At 59.8% G+C, this 25,680-nt stretch carries 24 protein-coding genes; 9 read left to right on the forward strand and 15 right to left on the reverse strand.

The annotated features are described in order from the left end of the window. Positions 1–171: 171 nt before the first annotated feature. Complete coding sequence (gene lpxO / locus IB144_RS05550; RefSeq protein WP_002914281.1) at positions 172–1,074, forward strand: lipid A hydroxylase LpxO; 903 nt, start codon at positions 172–174, stop codon at positions 1,072–1,074. On the opposite strand, the gene IB144_RS05555 is transcribed toward lpxO, so the two are convergent. The 3 genes from IB144_RS05555 to IB144_RS05565 all read right to left on the reverse strand — a co-directional run bounded on the left by IB144_RS05555 (position 1,055) and on the right by IB144_RS05565 (position 2,588). Next, positions 1,055–1,600: a rhodanese family protein gene (locus IB144_RS05555; protein ID WP_002914279.1), complete on the reverse strand. Its 546-nt coding sequence runs from the start codon at positions 1,598–1,600 to the stop codon at positions 1,055–1,057. The two genes, lpxO and IB144_RS05555, sit on opposite strands and share 20 nt — an antisense overlap. A 7-nt stretch (positions 1,601–1,607) precedes the next feature. Continuing rightward, the gene (locus IB144_RS05560) at positions 1,608–1,907 is read right to left on the reverse strand and encodes a metalloregulator ArsR/SmtB family transcription factor (RefSeq protein WP_002914277.1); all 300 of its coding nucleotides are present in this window, start codon (positions 1,905–1,907) and stop codon (positions 1,608–1,610) included. Positions 1,908–1,982: 75 nt separating this feature from the next. Further along, positions 1,983–2,588, reverse strand: coding sequence for an NAD(P)H-dependent oxidoreductase (locus IB144_RS05565; RefSeq protein WP_004212889.1), 606 nt, complete (start codon positions 2,586–2,588; stop codon positions 1,983–1,985). A 103-nt stretch (positions 2,589–2,691) separates the two neighbouring features. On the opposite strand from IB144_RS05565, the gene IB144_RS05570 reads away from it, so the two are divergent. Next, positions 2,692–3,600 carry a LysR family transcriptional regulator gene (locus IB144_RS05570; protein ID WP_032418424.1) on the forward strand — a complete coding sequence of 303 codons (909 nt, stop codon included), beginning with the start codon at positions 2,692–2,694 and terminating at the stop codon, positions 3,598–3,600. Positions 3,601–3,682: 82 nt separating this feature from the next. Here IB144_RS05570 and IB144_RS05575 read toward each other — a convergent pair whose 3' ends face one another. Next, the gene (locus IB144_RS05575; protein ID WP_023301553.1) at positions 3,683–5,470 is read right to left on the reverse strand and encodes a sigma-54-dependent Fis family transcriptional regulator; all 1,788 of its coding nucleotides are present in this window, start codon (positions 5,468–5,470) and stop codon (positions 3,683–3,685) included. Between the two features lie 263 nt (positions 5,471–5,733). Between IB144_RS05575 and IB144_RS05580 the strand changes: the two genes are divergently transcribed. The 5 genes from IB144_RS05580 (at position 5,734) to IB144_RS05600 (ending at position 13,085) form a co-directional block, all read left to right on the forward strand. Continuing rightward, a complete protein-coding gene (locus tag IB144_RS05580) occupies positions 5,734–7,254 on the forward strand; it encodes an aldehyde dehydrogenase family protein (RefSeq protein WP_004174747.1) in 1,521 nt (506 codons plus the stop codon). A gap of 701 nt (positions 7,255–7,955) precedes the next feature. After that, a complete protein-coding gene (locus IB144_RS05585) occupies positions 7,956–8,534 on the forward strand; it encodes a fimbrial protein (RefSeq protein ID WP_032418426.1) in 579 nt (192 codons plus the stop codon). A gap of 194 nt (positions 8,535–8,728) precedes the next feature. Beyond that, a complete protein-coding gene (locus tag IB144_RS05590) occupies positions 8,729–9,391 on the forward strand; it encodes a molecular chaperone (protein WP_032418427.1) in 663 nt (220 codons plus the stop codon). Positions 9,392–9,427: 36 nt separating this feature from the next. After that, complete coding sequence (locus tag IB144_RS05595) at positions 9,428–11,983, forward strand: fimbria/pilus outer membrane usher protein (protein ID WP_065888514.1); 2,556 nt, start codon at positions 9,428–9,430, stop codon at positions 11,981–11,983. A 7-nt stretch (positions 11,984–11,990) separates the two neighbouring features. After that, positions 11,991–13,085, forward strand: coding sequence for a fimbrial protein (locus IB144_RS05600; protein WP_004180974.1), 1,095 nt, complete (start codon positions 11,991–11,993; stop codon positions 13,083–13,085). Here IB144_RS05600 and IB144_RS05605 read toward each other — a convergent pair. Both IB144_RS05605 and IB144_RS05610 read right to left on the reverse strand, forming a co-directional pair. Continuing rightward, a complete protein-coding gene (locus tag IB144_RS05605; protein ID WP_032418430.1) occupies positions 13,000–13,770 on the reverse strand; it encodes a molecular chaperone in 771 nt (256 codons plus the stop codon). The genes IB144_RS05600 and IB144_RS05605 overlap by 86 nt on opposite strands. Before the next feature lie 36 nt (positions 13,771–13,806). Continuing rightward, positions 13,807–14,358 carry a fimbrial protein gene (locus tag IB144_RS05610; RefSeq protein WP_004145703.1) on the reverse strand — a complete coding sequence of 184 codons (552 nt, stop codon included), beginning with the start codon at positions 14,356–14,358 and terminating at the stop codon, positions 13,807–13,809. A 450-nt stretch (positions 14,359–14,808) separates the two neighbouring features. Here IB144_RS05610 and IB144_RS05615 point away from each other — a divergent pair, with 450 nt between their 5' ends. After that, on the forward strand, positions 14,809–15,657 hold the full coding sequence (locus IB144_RS05615; protein WP_048265926.1) for a transporter substrate-binding domain-containing protein: 849 nt from the start codon (positions 14,809–14,811) through the stop codon (positions 15,655–15,657). A 55-nt stretch (positions 15,658–15,712) separates the two neighbouring features. On the opposite strand, the gene IB144_RS05620 is transcribed toward IB144_RS05615, so the two are convergent. From IB144_RS05620 to speB, 9 genes are all read right to left on the reverse strand, one after another. Then, complete coding sequence (locus tag IB144_RS05620; protein ID WP_004145700.1) at positions 15,713–16,333, reverse strand: hypothetical protein; 621 nt, start codon at positions 16,331–16,333, stop codon at positions 15,713–15,715. A 155-nt stretch (positions 16,334–16,488) separates the two neighbouring features. After that, the gene (locus IB144_RS05625; RefSeq protein ID WP_023328397.1) at positions 16,489–17,283 is read right to left on the reverse strand and encodes an SDR family NAD(P)-dependent oxidoreductase; all 795 of its coding nucleotides are present in this window, start codon (positions 17,281–17,283) and stop codon (positions 16,489–16,491) included. A gap of 60 nt (positions 17,284–17,343) precedes the next feature. After that, positions 17,344–18,276, reverse strand: coding sequence for a glyoxylate/hydroxypyruvate reductase A (locus IB144_RS05630; RefSeq protein WP_134894666.1), 933 nt, complete (start codon positions 18,274–18,276; stop codon positions 17,344–17,346). A 5-nt stretch (positions 18,277–18,281) separates the two neighbouring features. Then, positions 18,282–19,010, reverse strand: coding sequence for a class II aldolase/adducin family protein (locus IB144_RS05635; protein ID WP_004212908.1), 729 nt, complete (start codon positions 19,008–19,010; stop codon positions 18,282–18,284). Continuing rightward, the gene (locus IB144_RS05640; protein ID WP_065888487.1) at positions 19,011–20,531 is read right to left on the reverse strand and encodes an amino acid ABC transporter permease/ATP-binding protein; all 1,521 of its coding nucleotides are present in this window, start codon (positions 20,529–20,531) and stop codon (positions 19,011–19,013) included. Positions 20,532–20,561: 30 nt separating this feature from the next. Next, positions 20,562–21,365, reverse strand: a complete 804-nt coding sequence (locus IB144_RS05645; protein WP_004180963.1) for an ABC transporter substrate-binding protein — start codon at positions 21,363–21,365, stop codon at positions 20,562–20,564. Between the two features lie 19 nt (positions 21,366–21,384). Further along, the gene (locus tag IB144_RS05650; RefSeq protein WP_004180962.1) at positions 21,385–22,452 is read right to left on the reverse strand and encodes a 2-oxoglutarate and iron-dependent oxygenase domain-containing protein; all 1,068 of its coding nucleotides are present in this window, start codon (positions 22,450–22,452) and stop codon (positions 21,385–21,387) included. Beyond that, positions 22,449–23,312 carry a TIM barrel protein gene (locus IB144_RS05655; RefSeq protein WP_021440583.1) on the reverse strand — a complete coding sequence of 288 codons (864 nt, stop codon included), beginning with the start codon at positions 23,310–23,312 and terminating at the stop codon, positions 22,449–22,451. Before IB144_RS05655 ends, IB144_RS05650 begins: the two co-directional genes overlap by 4 nt. Positions 23,313–23,322: 10 nt before the next feature. Continuing rightward, the gene (gene speB, locus IB144_RS05660) at positions 23,323–24,273 is read right to left on the reverse strand and encodes an agmatinase (RefSeq protein WP_004145693.1); all 951 of its coding nucleotides are present in this window, start codon (positions 24,271–24,273) and stop codon (positions 23,323–23,325) included. 115 nt (positions 24,274–24,388) lie between these two features. Here speB and IB144_RS05665 point away from each other — a divergent pair, with 115 nt between their 5' ends. Then, the gene (locus tag IB144_RS05665) at positions 24,389–25,300 is read left to right on the forward strand and encodes a LysR family transcriptional regulator (protein WP_002914199.1); all 912 of its coding nucleotides are present in this window, start codon (positions 24,389–24,391) and stop codon (positions 25,298–25,300) included. The last annotated feature ends 380 nt before the right edge of the window (positions 25,301–25,680 follow it).

Raw genomic sequence — 25,680 nt, forward strand, 5'->3', positions numbered from 1 at the left:
CTAAACCATAGCTCAACGCCCGCTCACTGAACACCGGGCGTGCTGTTTTTTGTTAAAACAATTTGGAGTTATATGTATTAACATTGTTAATGTTTTGCTGGCGCCATACCGCTGCTGAGAAAGGGGGACGGCGAGGGTAGGGTTACCACCAATCAGGTCAGGAAAGACACCATGAAGTATATCATTCTGTTGATCATTGTTATTGCTGTACTGTATGTCCATTACCGCGGACGGGTGCGCTATCGTTTCTGGCGGCAGCTCTCCGACCATTCCACATTTACCGCGCCGCTGAATGGATTTATGTATTTATTTTCCCGCGTGCCGAATACGCCTTATCTGCGGCCGGAGATGTTTCCCGAGCTGGCGATATTGCAGCAAAACTGGCAGGTTATTCGCGACGAAGGTCTCCACCTTCAGCAGCTGGAGCAGATTAAAGCGGCCGATAAATATAACGATGCCGGGTTTAACTCATTTTTCAAAACCGGCTGGAAACGCTTTTATCTGAAATGGTATGAGGATGCCCATCCTTCCGCCAGCCAGCTCTGTCCGCAAACTACCGCGCTGCTGCGCGATATCCCGTCGGTGAAAGCGGCTATGTTCGCCACTCTGCCGGACGGTAGCCGTCTGCCGCGCCATCGTGACCCCTACGCCGGCTCGCTACGCTTTCATCTGGGCCTGGCAACGCCGAACGATGACCGCTGCTTTATCGAGGTGGATGGCCAGCGTTACAGCTGGCGCGATGGAGAAGGCGTGCTGTTTGATGAGACCTATATCCACTATGCGGAAAATACCAGTGGTGAGAATCGCCTGATTCTGTTCTGCGATATTGAACGGCCGATGCGCTACCGCTGGGCGCAGAAAGTTAACCACTGGCTGGGACGCCATCTGATGAGCGCCGCTTCGGCGCCCAACGATATCGGCGATCGCACCGGCGGGATTAACCGGGCGTTTCGCTATATTTACCAGATCCGTATTGTTGGTAAGCGGTTGAAAAAATGGAATAAGACGGTCTATTACATCGTCAAATGGCTGCTCTTCGGCGGCATTGCCTGGCTTATCTGGAGCGCGTTTTAACCCCCTGGCGCCGGTTCCACGGCATGGTCGCCAGCAGACGCGCCATGCCGCAAAAGCCGGTTACGCCGGCGAAGGTGAGCCCGGCGCCGACCGCGCCGCTGAGCAGGAAAAAGCCGCCGTTAACGGTATAGCCCAGCAGCACCCCCAGTAAAATCAGGACGCCAGCGGCAATTTGCACCTGGCGCATCAGCGGCAGCGGCTGCGATGAATCTTCCACTACCGGCAACCCCGCGGCTTTCCACGCCTGAATTCCTCCTGCCAGCAGGCAGGTCTGCGCCGGCGCGGCGGCCGCGGCCAGACGAATCGCATTATTCTGCGTCCGGGAACCCGCCTGGCAGTGAAAGATGACCGTCTCTCCGGCCCGGGCATTGAGGGGCGCACCGCTGGTCAGAGTGGCGAGCGGCACCAGCTCGGCATCGGGGATATGTTCGCGCGCATATTCATCCGCATCGCGGATATCAATCAGTCTGGCGCCCTGGGCAATCTGCGCCTGGGCCTCGGCGGGAGTTAAGGTGGCGATGGTCATAGGATCCTCACGGGCAATAGAGCGTTTTCAGCGTATTGATCACCTGCTGTACCGCAGGGTGAGTAATGAAATAGTGGATACGCTGGGCGTCGCGCTCGCTGTCGATCAGCCCCTCGTCACGCATCCGCGCGAGGTGTTGCGAGGTGGCGGAGGGGCTCAGCCCTGTAGCCCGGGCGAGTTCGCCGGCGCTGGCCCTGGGCGCATCGCACAGCATGCACAGGATCAGCAATCGGTGAGGATTGCTCATCGCTTTCATCAGCGCGGCGGCTTCTCCGGCGCGGGCCTGCAGGTCTTCAGGTGTGGTCATTTATTTTAGCTTTGTCTAAATTTAGATAACTCTAAAATAAAAAGGCCGCCAGCGCCAGCACAATTTCTCCACGACTCAGGCCGGAACGGCGAGGCGGGCAATCTGCGCCCGGGCGCTGGCGATCCCGGCGTCGCGACCATGCGGGCGATTGTCCAGCCCTTCGGCATAGATAAATTCCACCTCCTGGATCCCCATCAGCCCCAGTACCGCGCGCAGATAGGGCGTGACGGCATCGGTAGTTTCTCCCTGGTGAATACCGCCGCGGCTGCTGACGACCACCGCCCGGACGCCCTCCACCAGCCCCTGCGGCCAGCTCTCGGTGTAGCGAAAGGTTTCCCGCGCCCGCGCCACGAGGTCGAACCATTTTTTTAGATCGGTCGGGACGTTGAGGTTATACATCGGCGCGCCGATCACCAGCAGGTCGCTGGCCTTTAACTCGGCGATAAGCTGGTCGGAGAGGGCGACCGCCTCGCGGATAGCAGGCTGCGGATCCACTGCCCCGCGCAGGGCAGCGAACAGGGGGCGATCCAGCGTTGGCAGCGCCATGGCGCTGAGATCGTGTTCGGTGAGCCGATCGCCGTGTCCCGCCGCCTGGCGCGCCGCGAGAAATTCGTTAATCAACTGATTGGTCAGGGATGTTTCGCCATTAATGCTGGATTTTAAAACCAGAACGTTAGCCATGATGAGTGCCTCAAATGAAAGATAGAAGCAAAGACTAACACTGTCTTTTTTGTCGCAGGAGTGACATTATTTTTCCCTATTGTATCCCGTAAGGAACCAATCTGTGCGCGACGATCTGAATGCGATCCCGGTATTTGTCACCGTGGTCGAGAGCGGCAACTTTGCCAGCGCGGCGGCGATCCTCCATGTGACGCGTTCGGCGGTGGGAAAAACCATTGCCCGGCTGGAAGCGCGTCTCGGCGTGGCGTTATTCCAGCGTACCACCCGACGGCAACTGCTGACGGAAGAGGGGGAGCAATTCTATCTCCAGTGCCGGGAAGCGCTGGAGCGCATCCGCGAGGCCGAAGAGACGCTGCTGCGCGGCAAAGATGAGGTGCAGGGGCGGCTGCGGGTGTCGCTGCCGGTGCTGTTTGGCCAGCGCTGCGTGGCACCGCTGCTGTTCCGCCTCAGCCAGCGCTATCCGTTACTGAAGCTCGAGCTCCACTACAGCGACCGGCAGGTCAATCTGCTGGAGGAGGGGTTTGATCTTGCGGTGCGTATCGGGAGCCTGGCCGATACCGGGTCGCTGCGGGCCCGGGCGCTGGGAGAGCATGGTATGGTGCTGTGCGCGGCGGCGGAGTACCTGCGCCAGCAGCCAGCGCCGCAGACTATTGCCGGGTTGAACGAGCACCGTACCCTCGGCTATCTGCACAACGGCCAGCTGCAAAAATGGCAACTGTATGACCCGCAGCAGGGCGAAGTGCGCTTCAGTCCGCAGACGTGGCTGATACAGGATGATTTTGCCGCCATCGCGGCGGCAGTGCAGCAGGGGATGGGCATCGCCTGGCTGCCGGACTGGCTGGTGGCGCAGGCGCTTGCCGATGGGACATTGCAGCAGGTGTTGGCGTCCAGCGCTCAGGTGCGTTTCGCCATCCACGCGGTATGGCCGGAGGGGCCGTGGCTGCCGCAAAAAACGCGGGCGGCGATCGATGCCCTGCGGGAAGGGCTGCCTCTTACCGCAACACATGGTTAGCGCAGAGAGAAATAACCGCCATCTATGGCGGCGGAGGTTTTCCGACAGTGTGCAAGCTACCGGCGCGCTTTACGCCATAGCCTCAGCGACGAGGCCGTCCGGCACGGGCGGCGCGGCGGTACAACGTGCTGCGGGCGATACCCAGTATCTGCGCCGCCCGGCTGACGTTGCCGTTGACCCTGGCCAGGGTATCGACAATCAACTGCTCATCATGGGCCTGCAATCCCCCGCGCGGCAACGGCGCAGGCGCGGCGCGATACGCCTCCGGCAGCGCGTCGGGCGTCAGCGTGTCGCCCTCATCGGCGAGAGCCAGCATTACCTTCAGGACGCTCTGCAACTGGCGTACGTTTCCCGGCCACGGCAGCTGGCTGAGGTGAACCAGCAGCGCGTTTGAAAGCGTCACCCGGCGTGAAGCACCGCCCAGGTCGTGCCACAGGGTGGCGATAAAGGTTTCCAGCGCCGGCCACTCGCGCAGCGGAGGCAGCGCCAGGGCGTATTCCCGCAGGCGCCACAGCAGATCTTCACGGAATTCTCCGGCGCTGACCCGCTGGGTCAGGTTGCGGTGGGTGGCGCAGATCAAGGCGAAATTCACCGGCACGCTGCGGCTGGCGCCCAGCGGAGCGACCTCTTTCTCCTGCAGGACGCGCAGGAGGCGGGTCTGCAGCGCCAGCGGCATATCGCCGATCTCATCAAGAAACAGCACCCCGCCGTCAGCCTCGCGGATTTTACCGATATAGCCATTTTTGCTGGCGCCGGTAAACGCCCCCGGCTGGTAGCCGAAGAGCTCGGATTCGATCAGCGATTCCGGAATGGCGGCGCAGTTAATGGCGACAAATTTACCGCTGCGCCAGCGGCTGTGCCGGTGCAACGTGCGGCTGACATACTCTTTGCCGCTGCCGGTTTCTCCTTCAATGCACAGGGCGATGCCGGCGTTGAGCAGCCGCAGCAGCTTTTCGCCTTCGCGCGGGCTGGTAAAGGGGAGATGCATGGCCGGCGGGGCGCTTACCGCCACCCGGCGGCGGGTGGGCGCCCGCAGGCGATAGTGGTAGCGGCCCTGCGGCGTGGTCAGCGGCAGCGGGACGCTGACCGCCGTTTGCGTCAGCGTCGGAAAAAGCGAGGCAAAGGTGAGCTGGCCAAACTGCGCCGCGCTCAGGCCGAACTCGCGCATCGCCAGCCGGTTGCCGGCGGTGAGGACGTTGTCGGAAAAGACCAGCAGCAGCTCCTCGACGCTGTCGAGTTTGTCCACCTGCCGGTGCAGGCTCATCAGCCACTGCTCAGGATGCAGACTCTGTTTCACCCACAGATATTCAATTTGCTTTGCCGCCGCTTTTACCCAGCCAAAGGTGTGCTGGTGGGGAAAATTCGCCGGGCCGGAGATATCCAGCACCCCGGCGATGCTTCCGTCCGGTCGCTGGAGCGGCATCGCCGCGCAGTACAGATTCTGGTTGCGGGTAAGAAAGTGCTGACGGCCATCGATCTCGCAGCCATCGTCAATCGCCAGCGCGGTGCCGATGGCGTTGGTCCCGCGCCCGCTTTCACTCCACAGATTGCCGGGAGCCAGCGCCACGCGCTGGGCCTTTTGCAGCGCCTGGGTATCGCCGAGAGTATGCAGCACCAGACCGTCGGGGTCGGAAAGGATCACCACCGACTGCAGGTCTGCGACCTGGCGCGACAGGGCTTCCACCACCGGCTGCGCCAGCTGCTGCAGGCCGCGGTGGCTGGCGAGCCGGTCCGCCAGCTCGCCGGCGCCGAGGCGGGGAAAATCCTCGGTGGCGGGATCCAGCCCGTAGCGCTGGCAGCGAGACCACGAATCGCTCAGCAGGGGATTCGCATTAACCTCTGGTGCGAGAAGAAAGGGATTGCCTGCCACAGGGCACCTCTGGGTCGATGTTGCTGTGTTGCAATATTGTAGCCATTTGGTTTATTTGGTGTTGCGATTTGCAACACATAAGTGGAAACCCGTGCGACAGTGGCTGACCATCTGCTCGGTTAGTGAAGGCAACGTATTAATAAATAAAAATATTTAAAGAAAATAAAAAACTGGCATAACCCCTGCAAAGTGAGAAGCGTTCGGCGGCAAATTTAAAAAATCAATATGCCGCTGCGTCTCAACCCTACAGAAGGAGATTTGCGATGCGTTATGCACATCCTGGCCAGCCCGGCGCCGTGGTTTCATTTAAATCGGCTTACGGCAACTTCATTGACGGTAGATTTGTCGAGCCGCTGAGCGGTGAATTCTTTATGAATACTTCGCCGGTCGACGGCAGCAACATTGCGCAGTTTCCCCGCTCGGATGCCAGAGACATTGACTTCGCCCTCGACGCCGCCCATCGCGCGGCGCCGGCGTGGGGTAAAACCTCAGTGCAACAGCGCTCCAGGCTGCTGCTGCAGGTCGCCGATCGTATTGAACAGCATCTGGAATATCTGGCGGTGGCGGAGAGCTGGGACAATGGGAAACCGATCCGCGAAACGCTTAACGCCGACCTGCCGCTGGCGGTCGACCATTTTCGCTACTTCGCCGGCTGCCTGCGCGCCCAGGAGGGTAGTACCGCCGAAATTGACGAAACCACGGTGGCCTATCATTTCCATGAACCGCTGGGGGTGGTCGGACAGATTATCCCGTGGAACTTCCCGCTGCTGATGGCCGCGTGGAAGCTGGCCCCGGCCCTGGCGGCGGGGAACTGCGTGGTGCTCAAGCCGGCGGAACAGACGCCGCTAAGCATTACCCTGCTGCTGGAGCTGATCGGCGATCTGTTCCCGGCCGGGGTGCTTAACGTGGTGCAGGGTTTCGGCAAAGAGGCGGGCGAGGCGCTGGCCACCAGCAAGCGTATCGCCAAGCTGGCGTTTACCGGCTCCACGCCGGTCGGGCGGCATATTCTCGCCTGCGCGGCGGAAAATATTATCCCCTGCACCGTCGAGCTGGGGGGGAAATCGCCCAACATCTACTTCGCCGACGTGATGGACGGAGAAGAGGAATTTATTGAGAAGGCGGTGGAGGGGCTGGTGCTCGGCTTCTTCAACCAGGGTGAGGTCTGTACCTGCCCGTCGCGGGCGCTGATCCATGAATCCATCTATGAGCCCTTTATGGCACGGGTAATGGAGAAGGTGGCGCAGATCCGCCGCGGCGATCCGTTAGATACCGACACTATGATCGGCGCTCAGGCTTCCCGCCAGCAGTTCGACAAGATCCTCTCCTATATTCAGATTGCCCGGGAAGAGGGTGGGCAAATTCTGACCGGCGGCGAGCGGGCGGCTATCGCGCCGGCGCTGGATAATGGCTTTTATATTCAGCCTACGCTGATTAAAGGTCGCAACGATATGCGCTCCTTCCAGGAGGAGATCTTTGGGCCGGTGATCGGGGTGACCACCTTTAAGGACGAAGCGGAAGCGCTGGCTATCGCCAATGAGACCCAGTTTGGTCTCGGCGCCGGGGTGTGGACGCGGGATACCAACCTCGCCTATCGCATGGGTCGCGGCATTAAAGCCGGTCGCGTGTGGACCAACTGCTATCATGTCTACCCGGCGCATGCGGCGTTCGGCGGCTATAAACAGTCCGGCGTCGGGCGGGAAACGCACAAGATGGCGCTGGATGCCTATCAGCAAACCAAAAACCTGCTGGTGAGCTACGGCACCGCGCCGCTGGGCCTGTTCTGAAGTCCATCTCATTTCTGACCGATCCTCAGTCCGCAATCCATTCGGGTTGCGGATTTTTTTTAACTTCAAAATAACCATTCGAAGAGGGTGGCTATTTTGCCGGCGGCAGCGCCCATGTATTTATGTCACTTATGTATTGGCTTTCACTTGAAAATAAAAACACTTCCATAATAAGGGATTAGCGGGTGGAGGTGGCGCACCCTGGCGTCGTTTGTGTAGAAATTATGAATATTGATACCAGGAAAATTCCTAATTTTTGTGTACGCTCTGACGAGCGCACAATAAAACAAGACGAATTTTTGAATAATTGTCTTTAAATTTGTTAATTGAATTGATCTGTTGTTGTTTAAAGGTATTTGAATTTCTTTTGTATAGATATGTAAATTAACATTGAAAAGCCATTTCAAAAATTAAATATATGGCGAACATAGCTATTAACTTATAGTTAACATCTTCCCGGGTTGCCTTTTGATACTTCGGGTAATATATTTATTTCGCACATCAAAATAACTCTTTTTTCTTCTGTTTGTTATTCATGGCCATCTATTGGCGAAATAATGCAGAGTAGAGGGGGATGTGCCTAATATCCTGCGGAAGGAACGCAACGTACATTTACAGGGAGGAGCTGACGAGCCGTTTCGTGATAGCTTTAGGGCTATTGTCGATGATGGAAAATATGTTCGTTAACGATGAGATAAATAATGAAAAAACAACCTCGCTTTATAACCATCCTCATAGGAGCGCTGCTTTCTGGCGTAGCCTTGCAGGCTACCGCGGCCAACACTATCAATCCTGACTCGGGCACCAGTTCGGAAGGCGCCGGCGGGCAGGTCATCTTCAATGGGTCAATCACCGACAGCTCTTGCAACGTCGATAGTAGTTCTAATGGCCAGAAGGTTGATCTGGGCAAATGGGCCAGCACCTATTTTACCAGCACAGGTTTTGAAACCACCAAAACGCCTTTCCATATCAAAGTAAAAGATTGCCCTGCCAGCGTGACAAATGTTGCGGTGCTGTTTGACGGCGCGCGCGATCAGTCTGATAACACGCTGTTGGCGACCACCGGCGGCGCCGCTGGCGTGGCGATCAAGCTGTATGAAGATGACAAGTCTACGGCGGTCAGCCTCGGCAAAGTGTCGAAAGCCAAAAATGTCGTTGCGGGCGCGACTGCCGGCACCGGCACTGCCGACCTCGAGTTTTTCGCCGACTATATCTCCACCGGTGCGGTGACGGCTGGCGATGCCAACGGTACGGCTAATTTCAATATGATTTATAACTAATCATATTGCGCGCTATTCAGAGTCAGTCCACTGCGTCCTGATTAATTGCAGATAGCTAAAGTGATAATTGTCATAAAGTCACGAACTATATTCGTGACGGTATAGTTGTTTTTGCTAATTATCCCGACGGGTACTGGCTCTGATATTCCCTGCTTTATTTTATAGTCTGTTCAACCTTTACCTGATGGTAAGTCATGATGAAGAAAATAATTGCCGTTGCGGCCTTTCTGCTGTGCTCCACGGCAGCGCAGGCCGGTATTGTCATGGGTGGAACCCGTGTGATTTATCAGGAAGGGAAGCGTGAAGCCGCTATTTCAGTCACTAATGCCGATACCCATACGCCCTATCTGGTGCAGTCGTGGGTGGAAAATTATGCGGAAAACGATAAGGCCAAGGTGCCCTTTATTGTTACGCCGCCCTTATTCCGTCTCGATCCGGAGCAAAATAACGTCCTGCGCATTAACTTTATTGGCGCCTCGCTGCCCAGCGACCGTGAATCGGTCTACTGGCTGAACGTCAAAAGTATCGCCCCGACGCCCAAGGGCGAGGTGAACAAGCTGCAGGTCAATATTAAGTCGAAATTCAAAATCTTTTATCGCCCCAACGGCCTGGCGGGCGACCCGGCTAAAGCCTGGCAGCAGCTGAAGTTTAGCCAGTCCGGCGGTCATCTGACGGTGGCCAACCCCACTCCCTATTTTGTCTCTTTTTACGCCGTCGAGGTGGGCGGGAAGGCAATCGACGAGCCTGGCATGGTGGCCCCCTTTGGCGAGAAAACGTGGCCGGTGAGCGGGCACGGCACCGTCAAATGGCGGGCGATTAACGACTACGGCGGCGTCAGCGATTACGCCCAGCAGTAATTCCCCTTTGTGATGAGCTTACCGGACGGCGCCAGCATGAAAAGAATAACAACAGCCAGGGTGCGGGAGTATGCCGCGTTGCCCGTCACCGCCGGACGGGCGCTGGCGCTGGCGACGCTGCCGACGATGATGTGCTGTCTCAGCCCGCTGAGCCGGGCGCTGGCCGACGACTATTTTGATCCGGCGGCGCTGGAGTTTGCCGACCCGCAGCAGCAAACCTCCGATCTGCACTACTTCGCCAAACCCGGCGGGCAGCAGCCGGGGACTTATCCTGTCACCGTGGTGGTTAACGACCAGGAGCTGGGCCAGGCCAATATCACCTTTGTTGACGATGGCGGGCAGCTGCAGCCGGTGCTGACGCCCGGGCAGCTGGCGGATTATGGGGTTAACGTTAGCGCGTTTCCGGCTTTTCAAACGCTGCATGAGGGTGAGACCTTCACCCGGATCGAGAAGTTTATTCCCGACGCCAGCAGCCGCTTCACCTTCGCTAACCAGCGCCTGACGCTGAGTATTCCCCAGGCGGCGATGAACGTGCAAAGCCGCGGCTATGTCGATCCGTCGCGCTGGGACGATGGCGTGCCGGCCGCGTTTGTCGATTACTATTTTTCCGGCGCGCAAATAAAGAACGCCGACGAAGGGGAGAGCAGCCGCTCAAACTATCTCAATTTACGCAGCGGCCTCAACCTGGGCGCCTGGCGACTGCGCAACATCTCCTCAATGCAGTATGACCAGCAGCGCCGGCACTGGGATACCCAGAGCACCTGGCTGCAGCGCGATGTCCGCTCGCTGAAGAGCTTGCTGCGGATCGGCGATACCTATACCACCGGCGATGTGTTTGACAGCATACAGTTTCGCGGCGTACAGCTGATGTCTGACGATGAGATGCTCCCGGACAGCCAGCGTGGCTTTGCCCCCACTATTCGTGGCGTGGCGCACAGCAATGCCAAAGTGACCGTCTCTCAGCACGGGTATGTGATCTACGAGACCTTTGTGTCACCGGGGGCATTCGCCATCAGCGATCTCTACCCCACCTCGCAGAGCGGCGATCTGGAGGTGAAGGTGACCGAGAGCAATGGCGTGGTGCGTACCTTTACCCAGCCCTATTCCGCGGTGCCATATATGCTGCGCGAAGGGCGCGGCAAATTCAGTCTCAGCGCCGGCCGCTACCACTCCGGGGGGGAGTCGGTGCGCTCGCCGGAATTTCTGCAGGGCACTTTGTTCTACGGTTTGACGGCGGGATTCACCCTCTACGGTGGTACGCAGCTGGCCCGGGACTATCAGGCGTGGGCGCTGGGCCTGGGCCGCGGTTTTGGCGAGTTCGGATCGCTGGGAGGGGATGTCACCCAGGCCGTCACCCGTACGCCGTCGGGCAAGCGCTATACGGGCCATTCGCTGCGCGCTCAGTATCAGAAAAATTTTGTCAGCTCGGGCACCGCATTCAGCCTCGCCAGCTATCGCTACTCCTCCAGCGGCTATTACGATTTTGCCGAAGCCAGCGCCCTGGAAAGCGCGCAGGGGCAGGTGGACAACCGGCGCCGACGGGAAGAGATCTCGGTGTCACAAAGCCTTGGCGATCTGGGGAGTCTGGCGGTTTCCGCCTGGTCGCAGGAATACTGGCACCGGCAGAGCCGGGATGAGACGGTACATCTCGGGTTCTACAGCGCCTGGAAAGGGATCTCCTGGGGTGTGGGCTATTACTACACCCGCGCCAGCGGTCAGCAAAAAAATGATCGCTCCTGGTCTTTCAATATCAATATTCCGCTGGGTGGTCCGCTGTCCGACAGCGCGGTGAGCTACAACACCACCTCGGACAGCAATGGCTATACCTCGCAGCAGGTGTCGCTGTATGGCGCGGTGCCGTCGCGGCCGAACCTGTTCTACTCGGTTCAGCAGGGCTATGGCAATCAGGGACGAGGCAGCAATAGCAGCGCTGCTCTCGACTACCACGGCGGCTTCGGCAACGCCCAGCTTGGCTATCGCCATGACGCCGCCAGCAACCAGCTGACCTGGGGAGGCGCCGGCTCGGTGGTCGCGCATCCGCACGGGGTCACTTTCGGCCAGACGGTGGGTGAGAGCTTCGCCATCGTCCGCGCGCCGGGGGCCGCCGGGGTGGCGGTACAAAACGGCAACAATGTGCACACCGACTGGCGCGGCTATGCCGTGGTGCCGTCCCTCACCGCCTATCGGAAAAATGTCATTACCCTCGACACGGAGTCGATGGCGGATGATACCGACGTCGACCAGCAGGGGCAGACGGTGATCCCCAGCGGCGGCGCGGTGGTGATGGACAACTACCGGACCCACATTGGCAACCGGGTGCTGTTTACCCTCCGCAATGCCCAGGGGCCGTTACCGTTTGGCGCCAGCGCGCAATTGGTCACGGCGGAGGAGAGCGGCAATCCGCCGGGCGGCATGGTGGCTGACGGCGGCCAGGTGTACCTCAGCGGTGTACCGCAGGAGGGGACCCTGGCGGTGAGCTGGGTCGTGAACAACCAGTCGCAGAGCTGCAGGCTGCATTTTCATCTTCCGGATAACCCACAGCAGAGTCTGAACACGGTGAAAACCGTCTCCGGACTGTGCCAGACACGCTGAGGCGGCTATGAAATCTGTTTTTCGTCTACTTCCTTTCCTCTTTCTGCTGGGGCTGAGCGCCTATCTTCCCGGCGTGCGGGCTGAAACCTGCCGCGCAAATATCGGCCAGACCACGGTCAATATTCCTAATATCAAGTATTTACCCACGCTGCCGGTCAATACCCAGATGACCAGCGCGATGGCGGATAACGGCAGCGGGATCCCTTTTTCCTGCGACCTGCAGCTGCCGACGGCGAGCGCCAAACGCATCGTCTATAAGCAGCTGAAAACCGGCGGCTCGCCGATGGTGATTAACGGACAGCATGTCTACCCCAGCGCTATCGACGGCATTGGTTACGCCCTCAGCTTCCAGTGCGCCGGCGGCCCGATGCGTGCCATCGATGGCAGCCACTCCGCCGGCGGCGAGTCGGTGGTGGTATGCGACAGTGCGACGCTCCCGGCGCTGATGACGCAGCAGCAAACCACGGTGAGGATTGCGGTAACCTTCTATAAAACCGGAACGGTGCAACTGGCGGACGGGACGCATACCAACTCGCCGCCGCTGCCGCAGGTGGGGGAGATGACCATTGAACAGCAGACCAGCGCAAGCGCTAGCTTTGTCGCCAGCGCGCCGGTCAGCATCGATATCGCCGCCCTGAATGTGGACATTGGCAGCAGCGGCAGCTGCCAGGTAGCGACATCGACGATCCAGGTCAGTCTGGGTACGGTTAACCGGGGGGAGTTTCATGGCAAAGGGACTACCGGCGGCCAGGCGAAGCGCTTTTCGATTCCGGTCTTCTGTCCGACGCCGACCGACGTGCGCATCGGCTTTTTCGGCGTCAGCGTGGAGAGCGATACCCTGGCCCTGAGCCAGGCCAGCAACAGCGCCAGCGGCGTCGGCGTGAAGCTGACCTACGGCAATAACCCCGGTGCGGCAGTGCCCGACGGCACCAGCGTTAAGATCAATGAGGCCAGCAACTTGCCGATCCTGAAAAGGGTGACCGGCGCCAGCGCCGGTACCGCCGAGGCGATCAATTTCAACGCCCAGTATGTGCAGACTGACGCCACGGTGGGAGCCGGTACGGCCAACAGCATGGTGACTTTCGCCCTGGAGTATAACTAGCCTGGGGCGGCACATGGGCATTCTGCAGGGGGATGGGCACCACCGCGCCGTAGTCGTCGATATAGTTCAACTGGTACAGGCGAGTGCTGTCGGTGGTCATCACGGTATGGCTGCTGTATGGCCGGAGCATCACGTTTCTTATCGGCGAGAGGTGGCCTTTATTATCGATCAGCGCCCCGTTGACCAGGGTGATATGCAGTGGGCCTAAGTTGGTAAAGCGCAGGTTATTCCCGCTCTGCTGCCACTGCAGCTTTTGCACCTCTCTGGCGAGGGTGGTGGTTATGGCGGGCGGACGATAAAAGAGCTTCAGGCGGGTACGGACGACAAATTGCAGCGTATGCGTGCCGACGGCTGCGGGAGGCGTCTCCTGGATATTGACCCAGTACACGCTTTCCCGATCGCCGGGCAGCCCGCCGCCGAGATAGATAAAGCGCAGCTGGGCGGATTGTTGCGGCGATAAATAGACCTGCGGCGGCGTCGCCACTATCGGCAGGCCAATGCGCGAGGTATTGAGTCCGGCGTCCAGCCAGATCTGCACTTTATAAGGCGTGCTGCTGCGATTGTGAATGTTCAGGCTGGCGACCTTTTCTTTCCCGGAATAGACCACCCGCGTGGCATTAATGGTGATCCCGGCGCAGACCTGAAAGGTCACTGCGCAGAGCAGAACCGCCAGCTGTGTTTTCATGAGGACTCCCTTGAAGTTTCATCCCTGACCGGGAAGCTATTCCTGCATAATGGTAAATCGGGCCGTCGCATTGCCGTCGCCGGGATCGGCGTGGGCTTTGTCCCAGGTGTAATAGAAGGCGTTCAGCCTGAAGGTTCCGGAGCCGCCGTCCACCGAGATCTCTATGCGAGGATCGTGTTGCGGATCAAGGCGTTCATCGAGGCTGAGTGGGGTGCCCGTGCGGTCCGTGAGCAGAATACCTACGTTGCTGGCCGGCTTGCCGCTGCCGTCGAGCGCCAGCACGCGGTTTTCAGGCGTGCCGGCAGGCGAGGGGCCGTCAACCACAATATAGTAAGTGCCTTTCTCACAATCTTTAACGCGAATGTCGATGCCGACCGCCGGCCCGGTCCCAGACTGACTGTTTTTCAGTCTCGACAGCGGAATAGCGCCCATACTGACGCCGATGACCCCGCTGTCGCTCACCCCTTCGAGCTTGCAGGAGGCGTTCACGACCTTGCCGATGAAATTCAGCTTGCCCTCTGCCGCGAGTGCAGAGCCGGCGGCCAGTCCGGCAAAGACCGTCGCCAGACACAGCGTGATTATTTTCATTTTCTTTCCTTCTCTATTGCCCGTAAAGCTGGCGCCAGGGCCGTTATTTTGATGAGTCTTATTTACGCCAAGTATGTTTTTTTATTTATTCATTTAACTGACTAATTTATTAATGCCTGGAAATAAACTGGCTTGTTATTTATGGGCTGCTTTTGTCAGGATAGTAGCGCGGGGGAATTGCGGCGTAAATAAGACGGTTATTGACGCGAGTTGAATGCCAAATAACTCTCAATAAAAAAATTTTCTGTTTTATATCAATGTGTTATAAATAGCTTATTGCTCTTTTTTGCCAAGCGAACGAACCCGCTTCATTGTGTAAAATACGATCGTTCACGTAAGGCTATGCCCGGCGGATGAGGGATCATTCACCGGATGGGGCTGTGTTTTATCGCCAGATTTGCGATCGGCAACCGCGCCGTCGGGTTGTATGTCCCGGTGTTTAAAAATAGGATGAATGCCCTGGCTCGCGCTGCGGATACTGTGACTGATGCGGCCGGTCACTCTGGCATGAAAACCGATAACTTTAAGGATGGCGAAATGAGACTGACGGTGGGGCTGGCGCTGACGCTGGCGATAATGACCTGCGGCGCCCAGGCGCGCGATATGCAATCCATCGAGCACAGCGGTGAACTGAAGGTGGGCGTGCCGGGCGATTACGCGCCGCTGGCGTTTCGCAATGCCGCCGGCGAACTGCAGGGCTATGACGTGGACATGGCCCGCGATCTCGGGCGCACGCTCGGGCTGAAGGTGAGCTTCGTCTACACCAGCTGGCCCGCGCTCGCCGCCGATCTGCAGGCGGACAAGTTTGATATTGCGATGGGTGGGGTTACCGAGACCCCGGCGCGGGCGCAAGCCTTCGCCCTCAGCCATCCGGTGGTGGCGAACGGAAAAATCGCCTTAGCCAACTGCCAGGCCGCCCCGCGGCTAGGTTCGCTGGAAAAAATTGACCGCCCGGACGTGAAAGTGGTCGTCAACCCTGGCGGCACAAACCAGAGCTTTGTCGATGAGCACATCAAGCAGGCGCAAATTATCCGCGTGCAGAACAATGTCGATAACCTGCAGGCGCTGCGGCAGAAAACGGCCGATATGATGGTGACCGATCTGATTGAAGGCGACTATTACCAGAGCAAAGAGCCCGGCGTGTTCTGCGTTGCCAACGAAACGCCATTCGCCGGCACCGCCAGCAACAAGGTGTATATGATGAGTAAAGATAACCCGGCGCTGCTGAAGAAAGTGAATCAGTGGCTGGATAGCCAGGACAAAGAGGTTCTCAAACGGAAGTGGAAAATTCGCGGTTAACCGCGGCGGCGCGCCACCGCCGGCAGACACGCCCGGCGGTGGCTATCGTCCACGATTAGCGCTGCGGCGACAGCGCCTGTCGCGCCAGACCGCGAAAGTAGCAGGCGTAGCCCAGGGTGGCGGTCAGGCACAGCATATAGCCAAACGACTCGCTGCCTTCCTCGACCGTATTTTTTACCACCCGGGCGTAGTTCTCTTCCAGCACGGCGTACCACAGGCCGTGCATGCCAAACAGCCGCGAGAAGACCAGAATCGCCAGCAGGCCGCTAATCATCATCCCGTAATACGGGGTGCGGGTATACTCCGCCAGCTGCGACAGGGTCTGACGCAGATGGCGCAACGGCAACAGCAGCGACCCCGCGGTGGCCAGCAGGGCAAACCAAACCCAGCTGCCGTGGGAGAGTAAATCAAACAGGCCATCCAGCTCACGGATCAGCATGGCGAGAAAGAAGCCGCCGATGAGGATATTGCTATAGCGCAAGTGGGCATATTTCCGCGCCAGCAGCAGATGAACCAGCACGATAACGGCCAGCACGCTCTCCTGGACCACTTCGGTGAGCGACACCTCCGGGATGTCGTTGCCAAACACCCGAATATCCACCCACAGGCAGAGTACCGCGAGGGCGGCCGCGACCGCCGCGCCGAAAAAGAAAAGCAAGCTTCGTAACAGAGACATTAACACCACAACTTATGCTTAAAACAAATATCATAAGTTCTGGGAATACATGTTCCTGTTCACTTTGTGCGACTTTGCGGCTGTTTTTTAACATTTTGCGCTTTTTAGCGCCCGGGAAGGCGGCAGGGGAGGGGGCTCCCCTGCATAAAGGGGATTCAGAGAATATCATCCACCACGCCGCCATCGACGCGCAGCGCGGCGCCGGAGGTGGCCGACGCCTGCGGCGAGCAGACGTAGACCACCATATTGGCGACCTCTTCCACCGAGGCCGCCCGCTGGATCACCGAGCTCGGACGATGGGTCATGACAAACGCTTTCGCCAGTTCCTCCAGCGACTTGCCGGTTTTCGCCACGTCGTCTTTCAGCATCTCGGCAAAGCCGTCGGAAATCGTCGGCCCCGGCAGTACGCTGTTAACGGTCACTCCGCTGCCGGCGACATATTTCGCCAGGCCGCGGGCCAGCGAGAGCTGCGCGGTCTTGGTCACGCCATAATGGATCATGTCCGCCGGGATATTGCGCGCCGATTCTGAGGAGATAAACACCACCCGCCCCCAGCCTTTACTGACCATCGCCGGGAGCAGCCCCCGTGACAGGCGTACGCCGGACATGACGTTGGTCTGCCAGTAGTTGTCCCATGTCGCGTCGTCGGTGGCGTAGAAATCCTGCGGGCCATAGATCCCGGCGTTATTGACCAGAATATCGACGCCGTTCACCGCCCGCAGCAGCTGGGCTGCGCCGTCGGCGTCGCTGAGGTCGGCGATGGCGGGGCGCGCCTTCGCGCCCGACACCTCATTTTGCAGACGAGCGATGGCGGCGTTCACGCTCTGCTCACTGCGCCCGTTAAGGATGATCTCTGCGCCGCTCTCCGCCAGGCCTTTGGCGATGGCGAAGCCAATACCCGCCGTGGAGGCGGTGACCAGCGCGACTTTCCCCGATAAATCAATCTTCATGTTCCTGCCTTCTGGTTGTGGATCTCCTATTAAGCGTAGCAGCGGCGATATAGCCGGGGATCAGTAACCGGCGTGCTTATTGACCAGGTTTTTCAGCGGCAGCCCGCGGCGCTGGCGCTGAATGTTCTCCAGCAACTGGCGGGCGATCACCTCGGCAGGGGCCGCAGAGGCCATATGCGGGGTGATGACCACCTGCGGATGGCGCCACAGCGGATCGTCCGCCGGCAATGGCTCCTGCGGGAAGACGTCGAGCACCGCCCCGGCGAGCTGGCCGCTCTCCAGCGCCGCCAGCACATCCTCATTGACCATATGCTCTCCGCGGCCGCAGTTGATTAACACCGCCCCGGCGGGTAGCCGGTTGAACAGCGGCGCGGCGAGGATACCTCGCGTCTGCGCGGTGAGCGGCAGGAGGTTAATCAGCCCGTCAAGCGCCCCAAGAAAGTGGTCGAGCGCCTCCTCGCCGCGATAGCAGTTGACGCCAGCCAGCTGCTTTTCACTGCGCGACCAGCCGGAGACCCGATAGCCGAGGCGGGCCAGCTGGTCAGCGATATAGCCGCCAATTTCGCCGAGCCCCATAATGCCGATATGGAAGTCGGCGGCGGCGCGCTGGGGATAGAGCTTCCAGGTTTGGATCCGCTGGTGGGCCAGCGCCCGGTCGAAATGGCGCTGAAACCACAGGACGCTCCACAGGGCATATTCGAACATGCCGTGGCGAAAATCTTCATCGATCACCCGGCACAGCGGGATCTCGCTGGCGAACAGCGCGGGCGGCAGATGATCGACCCCGGCGGACGCGGCCTGGATCAGCTTCAGCCCCGGCGAACGGGTCAACAGCTGCGGGTCCGGGAACCAGCAGCTGGCGTACTGGGCGTCGCGCGCCGCCTGGTGATGGGGCAGAAGCGCCGTGACGTCGGGAAACTGCTGCAGGGCGGCGCAAATATCGCGGGCGAAATCCGCGTCGTTACAATCCACCACGATAGTGATATCAGACATAGGCGTTAGTCTTTGTAAGAGGTATCGAGACGGTCAAGACGGCGCAGCCACGCCTGCCAGACCTGTTGACGTTCATGCTCCACGCCCATCAGCTGCTCGCAGGCGTGCTGGCTGAGGTGCGGGGCGATGGTGTGGATCGGGCTGAGGGCCGCCAGCTGGGCGGCGGCCATCTGGATCTCGCAGGCGCGGTTCAGGTAGTACATGATGTAAAACGCGTCAGCCACGGTGCGGCCCACCGACAGCAGGCCGTGGCTCTGCAGGATCATAGCGATATTATTCCCCAGCGAGCGCTGGATGCGCGCCCGTTCGTCGAGGTCAAAGGCCACCCCTTCATAGGGATGGTAGCCGACGCGCTGGTAAAACTCGGTGCTGATCTGGTTGAGCTGCAGCAGGCCATCCTCGCAGGCGGCCACCGCCATCCCCGGTAGCGTATGGGTGTGGATCACGCAGTGGGCGTCTTCCCGGGCCATATGCACCGCGCTATGGATGGTAAAGCCCGCCGAGTTAGCCGGCGCGTCGCCCGCTACGACCTTGCCCTCCATATCCACTACGATCAGGTTGCTGGCGGTGACTTCGTCAAACATCATGCCGAAGGGATTAATTAAAAAACGCGGCTCGCCGTCGCCGGGCAGGCGCACGGAGAAGTGAGTGTAGAGGGTATCCTCCCAGCCGAACAGCGCCGCCAGCCGGTAGGCGGCGGCCAGCTGCTGGCGCAGGTGTTGCTCAGTTGCCATTTAGCGTACTCCCATAAATTCACGGATTCGTTGCAGAGAAGGCGCCTCCAGCGGGCTGCGGATCACCTGCGGGGCGATATCGGCCTGCACCACGCCGTTCTCCATCAGCACCACGCGGTCGGAAATCGACAGGGCGAAGTCCATCTCGTGAGTGACAATCAGCATGGTCATGCCTTCGCGGGCCAGCGACTGAATGACCTTCAGCACTTCGCCTACCAGCTCCGGATCCAGCGCCGAGGTCGGTTCGTCAAACAGCATAATGTCCGGCTTCAGCGCCAGCGCCCGGGCGATCGCCACGCGCTGCTGCTGGCCGCCGGAGAGCTGTCCGGGGTACTTGTGGGCATGGGCCAGCAGGCCGACGCGGTCGAGCAGCGCCAGGGCCTGCTCGCGGGCGACCGGCTGGTCCAGCAGCTGGTGATAGCGCGGGGCCAGCATCACGTTGTCGAGCACCGTGCGGTGGGGGAACAGGTTGAAGCTCTGGAAGACCATGCCGATGCGCCGTACCCCGGCGCGCATCTGGCGTTTGTCGACGATGGCTCCGCCCTTAAGATAGTCCTCGCCGTAGAGAATGATCTCCCCGCCATCAAGGCTTTCGAGGGCGTTGATGGTGCGGATCAGGGTGGTTTTGCCGGAGCCGGACGGGCCGATGATGCTGATCACCTCCCCGTTCTCCACCTGCAGATCGATGCCTCTCAGCACCTCATGCTGACCCCAGGATTTGTGAATGCCCCGCAGATCGAGCGCCGGCGGCGCGCCGTTGACGGCCGGGGTGTTGCTCTCTTCGCTCAGCGCCGGCAGGCTCTGGCGCAGCGCCTGGCATTCCGCCTCGCTGAGGGTTTGCGGACGCTTACGCTGAATATCGAGACGATTTTCCAGCGCCCGGAACAGCCAGGTGAAGACGGTAACCACCATCACGTAGTACACCGCTACCGCCAGCAGGGTCTCCATCACAAGGAAATTCTGCGCATACAAGCGCTGGCCGGTGAGCAGCAGCTCGGGTAAGGAGACCACCGACAGAATCGAGCTCAGCTTAATGATGGTGATGTATTCATTGATCAGCGTCGGTAGCGAGATGCGAAACGCCTGAGGGATCACGATCAGCCGCTGGATGCCGATAAAGCTGAAGCTCAGCGCATGGCCTGCCTCGCTCTGCCCCTTGGCCACCGACAGCAGCCCGCCGCGGTGGATCTCCGCCATATAGGCCGCCTCGGTGACGGTCATCGACACCAGCCCGGCGATAAACGGCACCCCGAGCAGCGGCTGGGTCACCGGAAACAGCTGCGGCAGGTTGTAGACAAACACCAGCAGCACCATCAGCGGCACGCTGCGAAAAAACCAGATATAGAGTTCGACGGGGATCTTGACCCAGCGCGGCGCCGAGAGCTTCGCGCAGGCTAACAGAAAACCGACCACCAGGCCGATCCCCCAGGACAAGGTGCTGATTACGATGACGGTCACGCACGCCTGCCAGAATGCCCCAATGCTAAACAATGAAAAAAAGTATCCCCAATCGAACGCCATACTGACTCCTGTTGCGCAGTGCTTATTGTCTTAATCGATGCTTTCTAAGTTGTATTTTTTGATCAACGCGGCATATTGGCCGTTGGCCTTCAGCGTGGCCAGGGTGGCCTTGATCGCCTCCGCCAGCTCGGTGTTGCCTTTGGCGACGTAGATCCCCAGCGGCAGCGGGTAGACCAGGCGCGTAGAGCTTATCGCCAGGCGGCCGCGGCTCTTGTCGACGATGATCTGCGCTGCCGGGGCAATCTCAAGCTGAGCGCCGATGTTCTTCGACAGCAGCGCCTGCGAGGCTTCCGGCGCCGTCGGGAACTCCTGAATGGTGATGGCCGGTTTGCCGTTTTTCAGGCACCACTCGTCGGAGTGTTTTTTCAGGCTGGTCACCCAGGTGGTGCCCGCCTGCAGACCGACCTTCACGCCGCACAGCTCATCTTCGGTTTTCGGCTGCACCGCGCCGCCCTTCAGGGCGATGATCGACGCGCCGGAGAGGGCGTAAGGGATGGCGTCGGCCTGTTTCTGGCGCTCCGGCGTCACGTACATCCCGGAGATCACCGCGTCATATTTCTTGCCGATGCCGAGGATCAGGCTGGTGAACTTGGTGTCGATCAGCTGCGGTTTGGCCTGCAGATGTTGGGCGATCAGCGCGGCAAACTCCGGGTCGAGACCGACGATATTGTTATTGCTGTCATAGGACTCAAACGGCGGGTAGGTGACCTCCATTCCCACCTTAAAGACGCCCTCGGTCAGCAGTTCCGCCGCCTGGGTGACAGGGGAGAAACAGGCGCTGACGGCAAGGGTAAGCGCGACACGGCGCGAGATTATTTTCAGGGTGCTAGTCATCATGGATCCTCACGGGTGGTTAGGGGGTTTTTTGCTGTGCCTGTTTTTTCAAATGGCCAAACGTATTGGTGCCGCGCGCGCGCTCCGGTAGCTGAAGTTCACCGCGATTGACCTTTTCGCGCAGGTAGCGATAGGTTTGCAGGGCCTGGCTCCACATATGCTCTCCGATGCTGAGCTCCTGATATTCACCGGCTTCGCCGGCGGCGAGAAAAGTCGGCAGCGGACGGATCAGCGTGTGGTAATCGCAGGCGAAAAACAGCGGGAAGGAGTACCGCTCCTGCGGCACTTTGCGCACCCGGTGGGCTGTAGCAACAAATGTGCCAGCGCTGAGCACTTCCAGCATGTCGCCGATATTGATCACGAACGCCTCTTCTCCGGCGGCGTTCTTGACGGGAGGTGCATCGATCCACACGCTTTCTTCATTGAGAACTTCAAGGCCGGGCTGGTCGGCGAGCAGCAGGGTGAAGCACTCATAGTCGGTGTGTGCACCAATTCCGGGAACATCTTCGACGCTGGCGTCGAACGGGTAATGGATCAGCCGCAGCTTAGCCGGCGGGCAGGTCACCATCGGTTTGAAATACCCTTCCGGCAGGCCGAGCGCGAGGGCGAAAGCGTCGAACAGACGGTGGCCGAGGGCGAAAACCGCGTCGTAGTAGGCCAGCACCCGCGCGCGGAAATCCGGCAGATCGGGCCACTCGTTGGCGCCGATCAGCGGCGTACCGGCGAGCACCAGCGGATGGTCATCCGCTGCCTGGAAGCCGATATCGAAAGCCTCTTTATGGTCCGGCTTGCCGGAGCCGTAGATCTCTTCTCCTTCCGGAACGTAGCCCTTATGGCTTTTGGAGTGGCCGATGTAATAGTTCATCTTCTCCTCCATCGGCAGGGCGAAGATCTGCTTCGCCGCCTCGCGGACGCCGGCGATCAGCGCCGGGTCGATGCCGTGGCCGGTGATGTAGAAAAAGCCCACCTCGCGCGCCGCGCGGCCGATGGCGTCGGCCACCGCCTGACGCCTGGCGAGGTCATCGCCGGCCAGATCGCGGATATCGATGGTCGGGAGTTCAGTAAAAGCGTGCTTCACGGCGGTCATGGCTGCGGTTCCTGTTCAGTGAGCGTTAAAAACTGCTGAAAGTGGGCCTGCTGGCGCGTTGCCATCCAGGCGTTGAGCGACCAGAGATCGGCCACCGGAACGTTGGTGAACGGCAGATGGTGCAGATAGCCGTCGGCGCCAAACTCCGGGGTCAGCGTGGTCTGCGGGTAGCCGCGCTGGCGCTGCGAACGCCAGATTTGCTGCCAGAAGCGCTCGGCAAAGGCCAGCGCCGGCTGATACTCAGGCGCCGCCGGGTGCGGCACCTGCGGCCCCTGGTCGTAGCCCACCCGGGCCTGCACGTGATGCACGCGGTCGATAAAGGCGCTGAAGTCATCGCTGGGGTCATCCAGCAGGCGCTCACTGACCACCACCCAGTGGCTGATGTCGGCGGTAAAGCGCAGCTGGGGGAGTTGCTGAATGATCTCCAGGGTGAGCCACGGGCTGTACAGCGAGGTGGCGCGATGGGTTTCAAAGCTGCAGGTCAAACCAAACCCGGCGGCCAGCTCATGCGCCTTGCCGAGAAAATCGACCTGCTGCGCCAGCGGCCAGCGATCGTTGCCCGCCAGCAAATTGACAAAGCGCGGGTTGAGGCTGCTGGCCTCGGCGAAGCGGGTCTGCAGGCGCGCCAGATGCTGCTCGGGCGTTTCATGCTGGGCGGGGAGCACCCCGCCGCCGCTGAAAAGAATGGCGATATACTCCAGCCCCGACGCCTGCAGGCGGTCGGCGAGCTGCCGCCGCTCGGCCACCGTTAACGGCACGCGGGCTTCGATACCGCAGCAGCCGACACGCTGCAGTTCATCCAGCGTTTGCGGCCAGGGGGTCGTCACTCCCCAGAGGGTGCGAAAGCATTTCAGCTCCATGGCGGCGTCCTCAGGCGTACTTCACGCCGGGCAGGACGCAGAGCATCTCGTACAGCAGGTTGGCCGCCAGCTGGGAGGTATTACCGCTCACGTCGTAGGGGGGCGAGACCTCGACCAGATCGGCGCCAATCAGATTCAGGCCGCGGCAGCCGCGGACGATCTCCAGCGCCTGAATGGAGGTCAGACCGCCAACTTCCGGCGTCCCGGTTCCTGGAGCCCAGATGGGATCGAGGCTATCGATATCAAAGCTGAGATACACCGGCCCGTCGCCCATCTGCTGGCGGACTTCGGCCATCAGCGGCGCCAGCGAGGTATGCCAGCACTGCTCCGCCTGCACCAGGCGAAAGCCCTGGTCAACGCCCCACTGGAAGTCGCCGGCGGCATAGCCCTGGGCGCGCTGGCCAATCTGCACCACCCGTTTGAGGTCGAGCAGTCCCTCCTCTACGGCGCGGCGGAAGGTGGTGCCGTGGGCGATTTTCTCTCCGAACATCTCATCATTGGTGTCGGTATGGGCGTCGACGTGGATGAGGCCCACCGGACCATGTTTTTTGGTCAGCGCCCGCAGGATCGGCAGGGTAATGGTGTGGTCCCCGCCGAGGGTCAGCGGGATCAGCGGATAACTATTCAAACCGGTGTAGTAATCTTCGATAATTTGCACCGATTTGAGCAGGCTGTAGGTATTGATCGGCACATCGCCGATGTCGGCCACCGACAGCGAGTCGAACGGCGCGGCGCCGGTCGCCATATTGTACGGACGGATCATCACCGATTCGGCGCGAATATAGCGTGGTCCGTAGCGCGTGCCCGAGCGCTGCGAGGTGCCGATATCCAGCGGAATGCCGACAAACGCCGCGTCAAGTCCCTGTAAATCTTCAATAAACGGCAGGCGCATCATTGTGGCGCGGCCGGCGAAGCGTGGCATCTCATTGCCACCCTGCGGTTGGTGAAAGAGGTTATCCATGTCTGCTCCTGAATCTGACGGATGAAACGTAACAGGAGAGATAGTGCGCAACCCGCGCTGGACTTTACATCGTCTGGCGTAAATACTCAGTTCATTTATTGGTGAACTAAATACGATGCATCACGACGCCAGCCTCAATATTCGCCAGCTGCAGGTTTTCGAGGCGGTGGCCCGCCTGGAGAGCTACAGCCGGGCCCAGCAGGAACTGGGTATTTCGGTCTCCGCCATCAGCAATGCGATGTCGCAGCTGGAGGGACAGCTCGGCTTCACCCTCTGCCAGCGAGGGCGCGGCGGCTTTTCTCTGACCGAGAAAGGCCAGCAGTTTTTACAGCAGGCGATCCGCGTGCTGAGTGAACTCAATGAGCTGGAGCGGCAGTCGGCGCTGCTCAAAGGGGAGCACAGCGGCACCCTGTGCATCTCGACGCTCGACTCCATCGAGACCGAAACGGCGCTCTCGCTGCCGGTGGTTCTGCGCAGCTTCAGCGACAAATTTCCCCATGTGCATATCAAACTGATTATCCGCACCCCGGCGGAGCAACTGAACGGCGTGCTGAACAACCATATCGACCTGGCCATCGGCAGCTACAACTCGCAGGTGCATAACATCATCAGCGAGCCGCTGTACCGTGAACAGCACTGGCTCTACTGCAGCGATCTGCACCCGATGTTCTTCAGCCGCCAGCTCGATAAAGAGCAGATCAGCCAGTGCCCGCTGGTGACCCGCAGCTACTGGAACACCAGCGATCTCCGCCGTCGGGGCTTCAGCAAAGGGAGCGCCACCGTCGAGACCGTCGACGCCCAGCTGCTGCTGATCCTCTCGGGGAAATATATTGGCTATCTGCCGGAGCATTACGCCTGGCCGTGGATCAAAGAGAACCGCCTGCGGGTGCTGCTGCCCAACGAGTTTGGCTTTCAGTCGCCGTTCTCGGCCATCTGTAAGCGCGGGCGCAGCAATGAACCCTATCTGAAAGCGTTCCGCGATCTGCTGAAGAAAAACACGGTGGCGCGGCCGAAGTGGAATTATTAAGCGGGGTAGGGGCTTCCCTGCGCCGGGGTGGTGATTTTCGCGCTTAGCGCGCTGCCCGGCGGGGGAGTTTTCCCTGTTCAAAAAACGAACGGCAGCCGGTAGCCCGCCCGGGCTGCGGCTGCCAGGCAACTGCCTCCAGGTTATCCACAGGGTTAGGCGCCGCTGGTGTGGACAGGTCGCGGGGCGACAGGGCGCGGCTAGCGGAACAAAGGATGGCGTTTGCGTTAAATAAAACGGTACGAAGGGGAATCTGTGTTTGCCCCGCCTTTGCCCGTGAAATCAGAAAATTTACTTCGCAGGCTAACCGCAGATTGCTTCAAAAAAATTCCCGTATTTGTTATATTGTTGTTCATTGATTATTCACCTCTGCGGTGCCAAAA

Origin of the sequence: Klebsiella sp. K4, from assembly GCF_014596785.2 — a bacterium.
GTDB classification, from domain to species: domain Bacteria; phylum Pseudomonadota; class Gammaproteobacteria; order Enterobacterales; family Enterobacteriaceae; genus Klebsiella; species Klebsiella pneumoniae.

What these genes read in the sequence shown, in the direction of transcription:
- IB144_RS05635 (WP_004212908.1), bottom strand. Translation starts at nt 19,010, where the DNA reads ATGGCAACTGAGCAACACCTGCGCCAGCAGCTGGCCGCCGCCTACCGG.
- IB144_RS05630 (WP_134894666.1), bottom strand. Translation starts at nt 18,276, where the DNA reads ATGTCTGATATCACTATCGTGGTGGATTGTAACGACGCGGATTTCGCC.
- lpxO (WP_002914281.1), top strand. Translation starts at nt 172, where the DNA reads ATGAAGTATATCATTCTGTTGATCATTGTTATTGCTGTACTGTATGTC.
- IB144_RS05645 (WP_004180963.1), bottom strand. Translation starts at nt 21,365, where the DNA reads ATGACTAGCACCCTGAAAATAATCTCGCGCCGTGTCGCGCTTACCCTT.
- speB (WP_004145693.1), bottom strand. Translation starts at nt 24,273, where the DNA reads ATGGATAACCTCTTTCACCAACCGCAGGGTGGCAATGAGATGCCACGC.
- IB144_RS05565 (WP_004212889.1), bottom strand. Translation starts at nt 2,588, where the DNA reads ATGGCTAACGTTCTGGTTTTAAAATCCAGCATTAATGGCGAAACATCC.
- IB144_RS05610 (WP_004145703.1), bottom strand. Translation starts at nt 14,358, where the DNA reads ATGAAAATAATCACGCTGTGTCTGGCGACGGTCTTTGCCGGACTGGCC.
- IB144_RS05590 (WP_032418427.1), top strand. Translation starts at nt 8,729, where the DNA reads ATGATGAAGAAAATAATTGCCGTTGCGGCCTTTCTGCTGTGCTCCACG.
- IB144_RS05600 (WP_004180974.1), top strand. Translation starts at nt 11,991, where the DNA reads ATGAAATCTGTTTTTCGTCTACTTCCTTTCCTCTTTCTGCTGGGGCTG.
- IB144_RS05595 (WP_065888514.1), top strand. Translation starts at nt 9,428, where the DNA reads ATGAAAAGAATAACAACAGCCAGGGTGCGGGAGTATGCCGCGTTGCCC.
- IB144_RS05665 (WP_002914199.1), top strand. Translation starts at nt 24,389, where the DNA reads ATGCATCACGACGCCAGCCTCAATATTCGCCAGCTGCAGGTTTTCGAG.
- IB144_RS05640 (WP_065888487.1), bottom strand. Translation starts at nt 20,531, where the DNA reads ATGGCGTTCGATTGGGGATACTTTTTTTCATTGTTTAGCATTGGGGCA.
- IB144_RS05560 (WP_002914277.1), bottom strand. Translation starts at nt 1,907, where the DNA reads ATGACCACACCTGAAGACCTGCAGGCCCGCGCCGGAGAAGCCGCCGCG.
- IB144_RS05605 (WP_032418430.1), bottom strand. Translation starts at nt 13,770, where the DNA reads ATGAAAACACAGCTGGCGGTTCTGCTCTGCGCAGTGACCTTTCAGGTC.
- IB144_RS05650 (WP_004180962.1), bottom strand. Translation starts at nt 22,452, where the DNA reads ATGACCGCCGTGAAGCACGCTTTTACTGAACTCCCGACCATCGATATC.
- IB144_RS05615 (WP_048265926.1), top strand. Translation starts at nt 14,809, where the DNA reads ATGAATGCCCTGGCTCGCGCTGCGGATACTGTGACTGATGCGGCCGGT.
- IB144_RS05655 (WP_021440583.1), bottom strand. Translation starts at nt 23,312, where the DNA reads ATGGAGCTGAAATGCTTTCGCACCCTCTGGGGAGTGACGACCCCCTGG.
- IB144_RS05620 (WP_004145700.1), bottom strand. Translation starts at nt 16,333, where the DNA reads ATGTCTCTGTTACGAAGCTTGCTTTTCTTTTTCGGCGCGGCGGTCGCG.
- IB144_RS05585 (WP_032418426.1), top strand. Translation starts at nt 7,956, where the DNA reads ATGAAAAAACAACCTCGCTTTATAACCATCCTCATAGGAGCGCTGCTT.
- IB144_RS05580 (WP_004174747.1), top strand. Translation starts at nt 5,734, where the DNA reads ATGCGTTATGCACATCCTGGCCAGCCCGGCGCCGTGGTTTCATTTAAA.
- IB144_RS05625 (WP_023328397.1), bottom strand. Translation starts at nt 17,283, where the DNA reads ATGAAGATTGATTTATCGGGGAAAGTCGCGCTGGTCACCGCCTCCACG.
- IB144_RS05555 (WP_002914279.1), bottom strand. Translation starts at nt 1,600, where the DNA reads ATGACCATCGCCACCTTAACTCCCGCCGAGGCCCAGGCGCAGATTGCC.